The organism is Sphingorhabdus sp. M41, from assembly GCF_001586275.1.
Taxonomy (GTDB): domain Bacteria; phylum Pseudomonadota; class Alphaproteobacteria; order Sphingomonadales; family Sphingomonadaceae; genus Parasphingorhabdus.
Genome location: NZ_CP014545.1, coordinates 1,674,996 through 1,689,235 on the forward strand (window position 1 = coordinate 1,674,996; position 14,240 = coordinate 1,689,235).

Sequence of the window (14,240 nt, forward strand, 5' to 3'; positions counted from 1 at the left end):
AAACCCGTAATGGTCCGTATTCCGGTCCCGCTCTTCCCAGCGCTCCGAAACATTACGTAAAGACAGCGGTTCATGATTGGTGCCAGACGGCAAAAGGTTGATCATGATCAACTTGCAAAATCAATTCCGTGACGTTCGGGGGTGCCGGGGGGATTGTTCTGGAGATGCATATGTCCGAGAATAACTATGTTCGCTGGCTTGGCACCGTAACGCTTGACGACCTGCCGCTTGTTGGTGGCAAAAATGCTTCGTTGGGGGAACTGGCTGGCGTTCTGCCCGCCGTGATCAAGGTACCCGAGGGCTTCGCCATCACTGCTGTGGCCTATCGGGATCTTCTGGAGAGCAATCAGCTATGGCCCAGGATGGACGAGATACTCGAAAATACGGACTGGTCAGACCTGAACGCCGGAGCGCGAATGTCTGCGCAGCTGCGGGAAATGGTCGCGACGGCAAAACTGCCGCCGGGCCTTGATGCGGAAATCCGGCAGGCATATCAAAAGCTCTGTCAGGATCACGGCCGCAATGTTGCGGTAGCGGTGCGCAGCAGCGCCACCGCCGAGGATCTGCCCGGCGCATCCTTTGCCGGCCAGCACGAGACATATCTTAATATTCACGGCGCCCAGAATTTGATCGATTCCGTCCGTCAGTGCTTCGCTTCGCTGTTCACCCAGCGCGCCATCTCCTACCGGATTAACAAGGGATTTGATCACAAGGATGTGGCTTTGTCGGTTGGCATTCAGCGGATGATCCGGGCTGACAAAGCTTCTTCCGGAGTGATCTTCACGCTGGATACCGAAAGCGGAAACCGTGACGTCGTGATGATAACCGGCCTTTGGGGCCTGGGGGAGGCGATTGTTCAGGGGATCGCCGACCCGGACGAGTTTCTTGTCCACAAACCGACCCTGAAACTCGGCCACGAATATGTTCTAAGGCGCCGGATCGGCAGCAAGAAAGCCAAGCTCATCTATGCTGCGGCCAAGGCTGACGAGCCAACGGTCTGGCGCAATGTGCGGCGTTCGGATCAGCTGAAACCTTGCCTGACCGACCCCGAAATCATCGAACTCGCCAGACAGTCCGTGGTGATTGAAACCCATTATAGCGAGAGACACAGGCGCCCGACGCCGATGGATATCGAATGGGCCAAGGACGGACCCGATGGCGCACTTTATATCCTGCAGGCCCGTCCTGAAACCATTCATGCGTCCGCCGATGTCGGTCTTTTGACGCAATATAAAATGACCGGTGATGGCAAAGTGATTGTCGAGGGTCAGGCTGTCGGCGATCGGATCGGCAGCGGGCCGGTGCGGCTGGTGATGGACAGCGATGAACTGGAAACGGTCCGGTCGGGCGATATATTGGTGGCCACAGCCACCACGCCCGATTGGGAACCGGCGATGAAAAGGGCATCGGCGATCATAACTGAACATGGAGGACGAACCTGCCATGCCGCTATCGTGGCCCGGGAACTGGGCATTCCGGTAATCGTCGGGGCCGCGAACGCGCGGCAGCTGTTGATCCCGGGGCAGGAAGTCACGGTCGACTGTTCGCAAGGGATGACGGGAAGGGTGCTGGACGGGATCATTCCCTTTTCCGTCGATACGGTTGATATCGGCAAGCTGGAGCGGCCCGAAACCGATCTGATGGTCAATATTGCCGATCCGGGCGCAGCCTTCCGCGTCGCCGCTTTGCCGGTGGCGGGTGTCGGTCTTGCGCGCTGCGAATTTATCATTGCCAACGAAATCAAGGCCCATCCGATCGCCTTGCTTTCTCCCGAACGCATCCGAAGCCAGCGCATTCGGAAACAGATTGATATTCTGACCTCCGGTTATGCAAGCGGTGCAGACTATTTTGTATCGCGCCTCGCCGAGGGGATCGCGACCATCGCGGCAGCCTTCTATCCCCGTCCGGTCATCGTCCGGACATCGGATTTCAAATCGAATGAATATGCCTCCCTGCTCGGTGGACATGATTTTGAAGAACCGGAAAACAACCCGATGATCGGGTTTCGCGGCGCGTCCCGCTATATCCATCCCGCCTATCAAGCCGCCTTTGCACTGGAATGTGAGGCCTTGAAGCGTGTTCGGGATGATATGGGCCTTGCCAATGTCGTCGTCATGATACCATTTTGCCGGAGGATCGACGAGGCCAAGCAGGTTCTGGCAGTGATGGCGGAAAACGGTCTCGAACGTGGCAGGAATGGCCTTGAAATATACATCATGTGTGAAATTCCCAGTAATGTCATTTCGATCAACGCGTTTGCAGCTCTATTTGACGGCTTTTCGATTGGCTCCAATGACCTGACTCAACTCGTGCTTGGAGTGGACCGGGATTCAGAAATTCTGGCGGGCGATTTTGACGAGGAAGACCCTGCGGTTCTGGCCATGATTGAGCAGGCCATTGCAGGCGCGCATCGCAATGGTGTGAAATGCGGCATTTGCGGGCAGGCGCCTTCTGATCGCCCGGGTTTTGCCGATTGGCTGGTCGCCCGAAAAATCGACAGCATAAGCCTCAGCCCTGACAGCGTGCTTGGTGTGATGCAGCGGCTTGCCGCGAAGCAGAAACCAGACAAGAAGGCAAAGCCGCCAACCGGGATCAAACGCCCTTCGAAAACGAGCGCATGAATGAGCGATATGGCGAAGAAACCAAGAGCCGATCCGGTTTTCCTCCAGCAAATAATGCTCTTTGATGAGTTGACCGAAAGCTCAACAAATATTTGTCATTGGTCAAATGATGCTCATGATCGGACGGTGTATAATGTCGCAGCCGGCCAAACAGTCATCCGGCAAGGCGGTAAACCGGAGTGCCTGTTCGAGATCATAAGCGGAACACTGAAACTGTCTCAGGTTACCGAAGACGGTCGGCAAATCATTGTCGGTTTTCCGTCCTCGGGAGAAACTGTCGGTCTGACCGGAGGTGAGGAAAATCACTATGCCGCAGAAACTTTAACTATGACTCGATTGCGTCCGGTTCGCTGGAAGACATTTTACGAACAATTGTTGCAGAGCCGTCCGGCGCGCGAAAAGCTTCTGCGATGGTTTGATGCCCAGAATAAAATGTTGCAGGATCATATCGCAGTTCTCTCGCTGCAAAGTCCGATGTCGAAGCTGGCGGCCTTTTTGCTGAAGCAGATTTCACAGCGTTCCAAAAATACCGGCGATGATGAAGTCATAATCGATCTTTCGATGACCCAAAGGGATATTGCCACGTATCTGGCAATAGCGCCTGAAACCTGTAGCCGGACCATGAAAAAATTTCGCGACGATGGAATCATAGAAGCCATGGGCCGTAGCGGGGAGGGTAAATTGGTCAAGATACGCAATCAGGAACGACTGAATGAAGCGGCCAACGGGCCGTTTCTGTGATGCGTGCGATTAGCTTTCAAACGGCAGATTTCTTATGGAAAAATTCGCGTTAAATTGATCAGGGTCAATATGTGAAAGGCACCGAATCGCTATGTAGGAATGGGGGGATCGCTATTAAGTTAGAAGGATCCAGAAAATGCAGTCGAAGTCCTCGACGGTTGAACCGCCTGTCGCCAGAAACCAACCGAAGTTTCGCCGGGAAAAGGCCTCTTTGGATATTATCGAGCATAAGAGGATACCCAGTTTAGCGACGTTCCGGAGCGCGGTTGCGTGTATGGACAATTCGCCCGATGCCTCATTTGTATTCCGTCATACCAAGGCTGTTGCCTCCGGTCTGGATATCCCGGTGAGACTTGCCCATGTTTTACAAGGCGGTGAATCAGGAGTCAGTCCCAGCGATCCGATTGAATGGCAGATCAAGGTACGGGAAGCGCGGGATTATCTGTCGCGGATTCTGAAATCGGACAACAGTCCTTTTATTGAGAAGGACCGGCTCCTGCTCAATGGCATAGCCAGCGAGGAAATCTCGCGCTGGGCGAGCGAAAATGCCGACAATCTGATTGCCTTGGCAACCCGCTGCGGGTTGGAGCATAGCGCATCGAAAAATTCGGGTCATGACCTTGCATTGGGCAGGACAGCGCAGATGGTATTGGACAACAGTGCAGCATCTCTCCTTTTGGTTCCGCCTGGTGGCCAGGAGAAGGATGAGATTTGCTACCGGCGCCTTGCCGTTCCTCTGGACGGATCATGCCGTGCGGAGAGTGTTCTACCATTTGCGGTCCGCATCGCGCGCAAACATGGAGCAGAACTGCTTCTGACCCATGTGATACCAAGGCCCGAAATCATGGTGACGGGCCTGCACGATGCCGAAGCCAGTGAATTTACGACGAAACTCGAGCAATTTAATGAGCAGAACGCGCGAGCCTATCTCGACCGTCTGCAACGCCGATTGGCCAGCGGTGGGATAGCAGTGCGCGCCATTATAGAGAACGAAGGCGACGTCCGCGAGCGTTTGCTCCTCATTGCGGAATATCAACGAGCCGATCTGATCGTAATGTCGGCGAGAGGGAAGGGTTCAATTCATGATATGCCATGCGGCAATGTCGCGAGACATATCGCTGCTCATACGAGGCTGCCTCTGCTTCTTATCCGCCAGAAAATGTCACAGCCGGTCGATCATCTGAAAATGACCGAACATCATTACGGGCCGAGAATGTTCTGGGAGTCGGCACATTAAGCCGTGAAGGACGGTTCCGCCCACAGTCTCAATTCCGGTAGCGGCGCGAAAGACCCGAAAGCTGTCGCTATTGATCGCGCGGCTTCGGAAAACAGCGATACAGGTGAACCGAATATTCTCCAAAAGGCTGCTGCTGACCTGTGCAACCAAGAGAAATTATCGGATATCCCGGCAGATCCTATTCCAGCCTGGCTTCATATTGATGATAGTGGCGACTGGTTAACACGGGCGCGCAAATCATGCGCAAATGCTCCGACAGAAGCGGGCAAGGCCGCCGAGTGGCTGCTGGATAATGACTATCAGGTCTATCGGGCAATTCGCCAGATCAAGGAAGATCTTCCGCAAAGCTTCTACGCAAAATTGCCGGCGGTGGACTGTGAAACCAATTCAAGATATCCGCGCGTTTTTGTGCTGGCACACGCACTGCTAAAGGCCACGCATTTACAGATTACCTTGCCTGCCACTGTCCAGTTTGTGCGCGCGTATCAGCGAAGCAGCCCTCTAACCATAGCCGAGCTGTGGGCTTTCCCGACGATGTTGAGAATAGCCTGTCTGGAAATTCTGGTTTCGTCCCTCACCACTATTCTGCAAGGTCCAATAAAACAGCCATTCGCTCCCACCGATCTTGCCGTTGCGCGCCGCTCGCTTGATGACACCGAACGAGTGGCCCGATCGATAGCCAATCTGTCCCTTGTCGCTTCAATATCCTGGGAGGATTTTTTTGATCAGACCAGCCGTGTCGAGAGCATATTAAGCAAAGACCCGGCCAAATATTATGCGCGGATGGATTTCGAAACGCGGGATCGGTATCGTCGCGCCATTGAAACTCTCTCCTCCTATTCGGAGATGAGCGAAGCCGATATCGCTGCCCGGGTCGTGAAACAGGCTGCCGCGGCCACCTCCGACCAGCAGCAGGATCATGTCGGCTATTGGCTGATCGGGAAAGGTCGACGGCAATTTGAACAGCTCCAGGGACTGAAACTACCCCTTGGCCGGAGGCTCAGGCGCGCCGTCTTTGATCACGCCGGACTTTTCTATTTCTTTGCGCTGCTTTCGTTCTGGATCGGAGCATTCATTATTCCCGCCCTCTATTTATGGTTTGTCACAGCTACCACCATAGAATGGGCCGGCTCGTTGCTGGTCATGCTTCTTCCCGCCTCAATTCTTTCAATTTCTCTCGTACAGCGGCTCGTGACGCTGGTCGTTCCGCCCAAGATATTGCCAAAGCTGGATTTTTCGGACGGTCTGCCCGCAGACTGCAAAACGATCGCGGTGATGCCGGTCCTGATCGGAAAGCCGGACGAGATAGCGGATCTCATCCAGCAGATCGAAGCGCATTGGCTGTCCAACAGCGACAGATATCTTCAATTAGCCCTGCTTGCTGATCTGGCAGATGCGCCAACCGAGCATATGACCGTTGACGATGAAATTACCCGGCAGCTCATCGAACAAATCCAGGCGCTCAACAAGCGGCATGGAAAGAAGGGGGTCGGTCCGTTTCACCTGCTGCTCCGTTCGCGGCGGTATAATCAGGCCGAACATTGCTGGATGGCATGGGAGAGAAAGAGGGGAAAGCTGGAGCAGTTTAACCGGCTGCTGGTGGACGATGATGACAGCGGTTTTTCCATCCACGAAGGAAACCGCCCGGCGCTGTCCGACATTCGATTTGTGGTAACGGTAGATGCCGACACAATATTGCCGACCGGCTCGGTAAGGAAGCTTGCGGGTGCTCTTGCCCACCCCCAGAATATTGCCCGGTTTGATCCCGATACCGGTGAGATTGTTACCGGCTATTCGATCCTTCAGCCGCGGGTTGAAATGGCACCGCAAGGCGTTAGCAGGACTTTCTTTACCCGGTTTTTTGCTGGCGACACGGCGATCGATATCTACAGTCGGGCAGTGTCCAATGTATATCAGGACCTGTTCGGCACCGGGATTTTTGTCGGCAAGGGCATTTATGATGTTGCTGCCTTCCATCGCTGCATTGATGGACGGGTTGCCGAGAATTCCATTTTGAGTCATGACTTGCTTGAAGGAGCGCTCGGTGGCGTCGCTCTCGCTTCCGACATTGTGCTTTATGAGGGCTTTCCCGGTACCTATCTTGAATATGTCAAGCGCTGGCATCGTTGGATTCGTGGCGATTGGCAATTATTGCCCTGGCTTCGCCGACGCATTCGCGATGCCGATGGACGGCGTCGTCGAAATGGACTCTCGGTCCTCAGTAAATGGATGGTCATAGACAATCTGCGCCGAAGCCTAGTAGCCCCGGCCTTGTTGCTGATGCTGATCATCGGTTGGCTGTTGCTCCCCGGGAATCCATGGTTCTGGACGCTGCTGGCCATATTCGCGCATGGCGGGCAGATATTCACCGATCTGGTAACCGGATTGGCGCAAGGACGTCGACGGGGCGCTGTGCGCGGCCTGTTCGCCCAGCTTGCCGACCAGGCAGGACGCTGGTTTCTGGCGATTGCCTATCTCCCGTTCGAAGCGACCATAGCTACGCATGCGATTGTAGTTACACTTTGGCGTAGCCTCATATCCCGACGGAATATGTTGCAATGGATCACCGCCGCACATGAATCGGAGAGACACAGAAATGGTCGTTCCCGAATCGGAATCTGGCGGCAAATGTGGGCCGGGCCCGTCGCGGCTTTGGCGCTTGGGGTCGGCACATTCATTTTGAAGCCCGCATCACTACCAGCGGCCTTGCCACTCCTGATGCTCTGGTTTGTCGCTCCGGAGATCACGCTGCTGCTCAACCGTCCCCGCCACAGACCTGTCAGGCCATTGGACGCAGGGGACCGGCTTTTCCTGCGAAGTCTGGCACGCCGGACATGGCTCTATTTTGAAAGTTTCGCCGGTCCACAGGATAACTGGCTCCCACCGGACAATTATCAGGGGGATCCCTATCCGGAAACCGCTCATCGTACATCTCCGACCAATATTGGGATGATGATGCTTTCGACAGCCAGCGCATGGGACTTTGGCTATCTGGGGGGTGAAGAGCTTGCCGCTCGGACGAGCAATTTATTCGCCAGTCTGGACAGGTTGGAAACGCATCGGGGCCATTTCCTCAACTGGTACGACACACTCAGTCTTCACCCGCTGGAACCGCGCTATGTGTCGGTGGTCGATAGCGGCAACCTTGCCGGCTGTCTGATTGCCTATAAATCCCTGCTTGAGGAAATTACAGAAGCGCCTGCGATCGAAGCGCAACGCTGGCACGGATTGGAAGACGTGGTGCGCCTGCTTTGCGAAGCGTTGGAAGGCATTCCGAAAAAGCATGACGATCTGCGATCAGAAGTTGCTTTGCTGCAAAGCAGCTTTGATGACATCGCTACCGACCCGTTGCAATGGCATGGTAAGTTGAATTTCATTCTGGAAAACCAATTGCAGGTGATTCAGGATATGATCGCAAATGTGGCTGCGCAGCCGGACATTATTAGCACCAGAAATCTTCGCGAACTTCACACTTGGCTGGACCGACTTCGTCATCAACTGCTGACCATGATCCACGATATTGAACGGTTGGCACCTTGGTTGGTACTGGAGAAAGCGCCGCAAGAATTTCGGCAATTGCACAGTCATGTCGCCGAGTTACTCAGCCAAGCGGGCAGTGATCTCTATTTCAACGAGGTATCGCTTACGATTGAAAAATCCAGAGCGGATTGCCAAAATCAGGAGCCATGGCTCCAGTCTCTAGCCGATGCCGTGGAAGTCGGCCGAAAGAATCGCGCCAAATTGGTCCAGATTCTTGCGAAACTCGCCAGGAAAACGGAAAAATATGCAGAAAGGATGGAGTTCGCGCCTTATTATGATCGAGATCGCCGCCTGTTCCATATCGGCTATAATGTCAGCGCGGACCGGCTGGACCCCCATTATTATGACCTGCTCGCCAGCGAAGCCAGGCTCGCCAGTTACCTCGCCATTGCCCACCAGGAAGTAGCTTTGGAACACTGGTTCCATCTGGGCCGGCCGGTCATGCGCAGCGACAGCGGACTGGCGCTGGTCTCCTGGAACGGCTCCATGTTCGAATATCTTATGCCGCGACTGTTGATGCAGAGCGGGCCGCAAACATTGCTCAGCGAGAGCGAGAAAGTTGCGGTGCAGATGCACCGGAAACATGGTCGGGATGAAGGACTGCCGTGGGGCGTATCGGAATCTGCCTATTCAGCCCGAGACCCGGAACATCGTTATCAATATCAGGCTTTTGGCGTTCCCGGGCTTGGACTGCGTCGAGGCCTGGCGAAAGACATGGTGATCGCGCCTTATGCATCGGCTCTCGCCCTTCAGGTCCTGCCATCCGAGGCTGCGGACAATTTAAGATTATTGGACAAGCTCGGCTTCTCAGGCCTTTACGGGATGCTGGAAGCCGTCGATTATACGCCGGAACGGCTGGAGTCCGGTAGTAAGGTCACGCCGGTTAATGCCTATATGGCTCATCACCAGGGCATGATCATGTGCGCTATCGGCAATAGCCTGTGTGATGACATATTGGTGAGGCGCTTTTCAGAGGATGCGCGGGTCAATGCGGTTTCGTTGCTTCTGAATGAAAGGGTTCCCCAGGAACTGCCCTCCGAAGTGGAGCGGATCGAAAGCATCGATTTGTCGAGCCGCCGGGCAGGCACCGCTCCTAAAGCGCAAAAATGGGACCCACCGCTTCATAGCAGCAGTCCGCAAGCGCAATTGCTTGGCAACGGCAGCCTTTCATCGTCGATCTCGACCGCAGGTGGGGGAGGCCTGCAATGGCGACACAAGGCGTTGACCCGCTTTGTGCCGGACCCCGTACGGGACGCAAATGGAGTATGGATATATATCCGCGACGAAGAGGATGATCTTCTCTGGTCTGCCACCCGGCAGCCAACCGGTAAAAATCCGGATCAATATGAAGTCACGTTCCATAGCCATATGGCTGAATTTCATCGCCGCGATCATGATATCAGCGTGCGTATGGAAGCTGTCGTCGCAGCGGGCGATGATATCGAGATTCGCCGACTGGCAATCGGCAATCTGAGCGACCGATCGCGCAGTCTGTCCTTCACCAGCTACGGCGAAGTCGTGCTCGCACCTCCGCTCGATGATGAGCGACACCCCGCCTTCAGCAAGCTGTTTGTCGGGTGTGAATTTATCCCGGCGATCGGCGGTCAGCTGTTTACCCGGCGACCACGAAATCCGAATGACGCGCCTCCGGTATTGCTGCATTTCATCGTCTGTGGAGACGAGCAACTGACGCTGGCGAGTCATGAGGCGGATCGGCGAAAATTCCTGGGCCGCAATGGGACATTGCAGCAACCAGCGGGTGTCCAAAATGGTCTGACGAATACAACAGGCTGGACACTGGATCCGATAATGGCGTTGCAGGCCAAATGCCAGCTCGAGCCATATGAACATAAGGAACTCTGCTTCGTCACGGTCGCAGCCATTTCGCGTGAAGCTGCGCTTGAAATTGCCGAACGATATGCAACTTTGCCTTCGATCGACTGGGCCATCAATGACGCTGCATCGGCAGCGGCGCGGGAAACCGACAAGCTGGGTGTCAAGCCACAGCAGGAGCAGGAATTTCAGGCACTGGGATCTCTGCTGGTATATCCGCACGGTAATTTGCGCGCAGAACCGGTGAAAATTCAGAACAACCGTTTGGGGCAGCCCAATCTTTGGGGAATGGCCCTGTCTGGCGATTATCCAATTCTCATGCTTCGAACACGTGAATTGCCCGACTCGATATTGCCGGATTTGGTTCGAGCCCATCAACTATGGCGCAGACAGGGACTGGAAGTTGACCTGGTCATTCTTCAGTCGGTTGCATCAGGATATGTCGAACCAGTTCGCGACGATCTGATGGATCTTCTGCAGGACGTGAATGCGCAATGGATGCTCGGCCGGAATGGGGGTATTCACCTGCTCTTTGCCGATCAGATTGGGCCGGATCAGGTGCGGCTGGTCGAAGCGGTCTCGAGAGTGATTATCGAGGATGGTCAAGGCAGTCTGAGCGAACAGCTGTCAAAGGCGTTTAGACTTCCGCCGGAGCTGCCACATTTCGAACCTGCCAGCACGCCGATCGAAGATGCCGGGGTCCCGGTGCTGGTTCGACCCGACAAGCTGCTATTTGACAATGGCATTGGCGGTTTTGAACCGGACGGTCGTGAATATGTAATCCACCTCGGACCCAAACAGACAACCCCGGCCCCATGGGTGAATATACTTGCCAATGACGGATTCGGTTGCGTTGTTACGGAAGCGGGTGGCGGCTTTACTTGGGCGCGCAATAGCGGGGAAAACCGGATATCACCCTGGACCAATGATGCCGTCATGGACGAGCCCTCCGAGATTCTCTATCTCCGCGATGAAGAGACAGCGGAGATTTGGACGCCTACGCCGGGCCCCGCCGGGCGCGAGGCTGATTGCCGGATCCGCCATGGTGCCGGTTACACCGACTGGCGAAAGATATCGCACGGGATCGAGCAGGACCTGCGTGTCTTTGTACCCGTGGACGACCCGGTCAAGATCATCCGCATCCGCCTGACCAACCACACAAAGCGGCATCGCCGGATCACGGCCACATATTATGTAGACTGGTTGCTGGGGTCTCTGCGCAGCGTGTCGCGGCCAACGGTGGTCTGTTCTTATGAACCCGAATATGAAGCGATTATCGCGCATAACAGGTGGAACCCGGATTTTGCCGAGCGCACGACATTTCTGACAGCGAATCAGCCGCTGCACGGCTTCACCACCAGTCGTCAGGAGTTTCTGGGCCGGGAGGAAGGTTTCGAAAACCCGGCGGGTCTCCGTCGATGGGGACTGGAGGGACTGGCAAAGGCGGGCAGTGATCCATGCGGAGTCTATCAGGTACATCTTGATCTGGAACCGGGCGGAACTGCGGAAGTATGTTTTCTGCTGGGGCAGGGCACAGACGATGCCCATGCCAGGTCATTGATCACCAAATGGAAAACTTCTGGGGCTATCGGTCCGGCGTTTGAGAAATTGACACAATATTGGGATGAATTGCTCGGAGCGGTCGAGGTGCATACGCCCGATCCGGCATTTGATGTCATGGTCAATCGCTGGCTGCTTTATCAGTCCATGGCATCGCGGATCATGGCGCGGGCCGGATTTTATCAGGCGAGCGGAGCGATCGGATATCGCGACCAGCTACAGGATGTGATGGCCTTCCTGCACAATGATCCGGCTCGTGTCCGTGCGCATATTCTCGACTGTTCCGCGCACCAGTTTGAGGAGGGGGATGTGCTCCACTGGTGGCACCCGCCGTCTGACAAGGGCGTCCGCACCCGCTGCTCCGACGATCTGCTGTGGCTGCCTTACGCTGTGTGCCATTATGTCGAGGTTACGGGTGATGAAACGATCTTGCAGGAAGAAATTCCGTTTCTTCACGCGCCGCCTCTCTCGCCCGACGAGGAAGACCGTTATGCCGGTTTCGAAACCACCGTGATTGGTCAGACGTTGCTCGATCATTGTCAGCGGGCGCTGGAAAAAGGACTGACCAACGGACGTCACAATCTGCCGCTGATCGGCGCGGGAGACTGGAACGATGGCATGGACCGGGTAGGACGGAAAGGGCAGGGCGAGAGTATCTGGCTGGCGTGGTTTGCTATCGTTACTGCCAGCGCTTTTTCAAGGCTGGCTTATCGAACGGGCCATTCCCGGATTGCCGACATCTGGGCCCAGCGTGCACATGATCAGCTTGGCCATGTGGAAGAATCGGGCTGGGATGGCGAGTGGTATCGCCGTGCTTTCGATGATGAAGGCCATCCCTGGGGATCGTCTGACAATAGGGAATGCCGGATCGATTCCATTTCCCAGTCATGGGCCCTGTTTGCCGGAGCTGATGCCGTGCGGACAGAGCGCGCGCTGGAGGCGGCATGGCGAGAACTGGTAAATGACAAGGACAAGATCGCCCGCTTGCTATGGCCTCCCTTTGAAAAAACAGCGCGGGATCCCGGATATATCAGGGCCTATCCGCCTGGGATCCGGGAAAACGGCGGACAATATTCTCATGCAGCAACATGGCTCGGCATGGCTTTCGCGCGATCAGGCCAGGCCGATCGCGCGATGCAGATATTCAATATGCTCAGTCCGCTCAAGCGGGCCAAAAATCCCGAGCAAGCCGAAAAATACCGGGTGGAACCTTATGCAGTCGCCGCAGACATTGCCGGTGGAGAGACCCATGGCGGAAGGGGTGGGTGGACCTGGTACACAGGTGCAGCAGCATGGACATGGCGATTGGGGGTAGAAGAAATACTCGGGATGAAATTGCGCAATGGAAAGCTTGTCATCAATCCTTCCTTACCCGACCAGTGGAGCGGCTATTCTTCGGTTTATCGCCAGCCAAGAGGCACCATCAACCTAACTGTAGAGCGCCGAAAAGATGGTCAGGATATTGCAATGGAAATTGTCGTTGACGGAATGGTGCAAAACAGTCTGGAGGTCTCATTTCCGCGAGACCGTAGACAGAAGGAAGTTATAGTGAGGATCCTTTGACGCTGTTGGACCATTTCCGACCGGCTGGAGTATCCGTTCCTCAGGAGACCGATGCGGTGCAATTGGTTTTCAGCTTCTGAACAGAAACGTTCAAGCCGGAGCAACAGCATTGCGGATCATAATATCATCTGCAGAATGGCGAATGCGCTAATGCTGGTCAGGACAATGCCCACCAGGAAAAACATTAGTCTGGGTTGAAAATATTTTGCCGCGATTGCACCGAGCGGTGCGGCGATGATCCCGCCAATCAGCAGGCTGACGACCGGTCCAACAAAATTTTCGAAACCAAAATGGGCGATAAATATTGTCGAAATCATTACCGTGATGAAAAACTCTACGCTGTTGACTGTTCCCACGACTTTGCGCGGCTCCGCCCCCTGAACCAGCAGGTTTGAGGTGACCACTGGCCCCCAGCCGCCTCCGCCAATCGCATCGAGAAACCCGCCAAGGCCGCCAACAATCGACACGAACCTTGGCCGCCGGATTTCGGGCGAGGACCAGAGGCTTTTTATCAGCAGCCAGAGGCCGGTCAGCAATAGATATCCAAGGACGAATGAATGGACGATCCTGCCTTGGACATAGCTGAGCAGAAACGCGCCCAATATACCGCCGAGGAGGCCCGGAAAGAGAAGCCGGCGGAACAGCTGGAAGTCGATATTGCCAACCAGGTGGTGACTGATGCCTGATGCGGCGGAAGTGAAGCATTTGACGACATGGACATGCGTCGAGGCCAATGCCGGCGACATGCCCATGAACCCGACGAGAATGCTATTGACAATGACCCCGAAAGCCATGCCGAGAGCGCCATCCACCGCTTGCGCAAGAAAGCCGATCAAAAGATAGGGCAACAACGCTATAATGTCTGCCAAGCTGATTTCCGGCATTGCGAATTCCAGTACAAAGAACCTGCCTGCGACAAGATCAATTTCTGCAGAATGCCATGCAGTCGCCAGTTGTGGATACAGCGGTTTTACGCCTCCTCAGCCTGCAGCAACAAGACTTTCGACAAGCATTTGTCAACAACATGGAAATTGGCAGCGGGTTATCCCTCTCAATTTCGACAATTTGCGACAAGCAACCGAGAGTAGCTGATCCAGATCCCAAAAGGATATTACGCAATATTACATAAGGAACACACCGGGTTT

5 protein-coding genes are annotated in these 14,240 nt (G+C 55.0%); 4 read left to right on the plus strand and 1 reads right to left on the minus strand.

Translation table 11 applies throughout. From position 1 onward, the window contains the following. Positions 1-170 precede the first annotated feature (170 nt). From ppsA to AZE99_RS08010, 4 genes are all read left to right on the plus strand, one after another. Positions 171-2,621 carry a phosphoenolpyruvate synthase gene (gene ppsA / locus AZE99_RS07995; RefSeq protein ID WP_067199629.1) on the plus strand — a complete coding sequence of 817 codons (2,451 nt, stop codon included), beginning with the start codon at positions 171-173 and terminating at the stop codon, positions 2,619-2,621. A gap of 126 nt (positions 2,622-2,747) precedes the next feature. After that, positions 2,748-3,362: a Crp/Fnr family transcriptional regulator gene (locus AZE99_RS08000; RefSeq protein ID WP_197460152.1), complete on the plus strand. Its 615-nt coding sequence runs from the start codon at positions 2,748-2,750 to the stop codon at positions 3,360-3,362. 136 nt (positions 3,363-3,498) lie between these two features. Further along, a complete protein-coding gene (locus tag AZE99_RS08005; protein ID WP_082788287.1) occupies positions 3,499-4,599 on the plus strand; it encodes a universal stress protein in 1,101 nt (366 codons plus the stop codon). 3 nt (positions 4,600-4,602) lie between these two features. Then, a complete protein-coding gene (locus AZE99_RS08010) occupies positions 4,603-13,095 on the plus strand; it encodes a GH36-type glycosyl hydrolase domain-containing protein (protein WP_156472164.1) in 8,493 nt (2,830 codons plus the stop codon). A 116-nt stretch (positions 13,096-13,211) separates the two neighbouring features. Here the strand turns inward: AZE99_RS08010 and AZE99_RS08015 are convergent, their stop codons facing one another. Continuing rightward, positions 13,212-13,964, minus strand: a complete 753-nt coding sequence (locus AZE99_RS08015) for a sulfite exporter TauE/SafE family protein (RefSeq protein ID WP_335339197.1) — start codon at positions 13,962-13,964, stop codon at positions 13,212-13,214. Between the last annotated feature and the right edge of the window lie 276 nt (positions 13,965-14,240).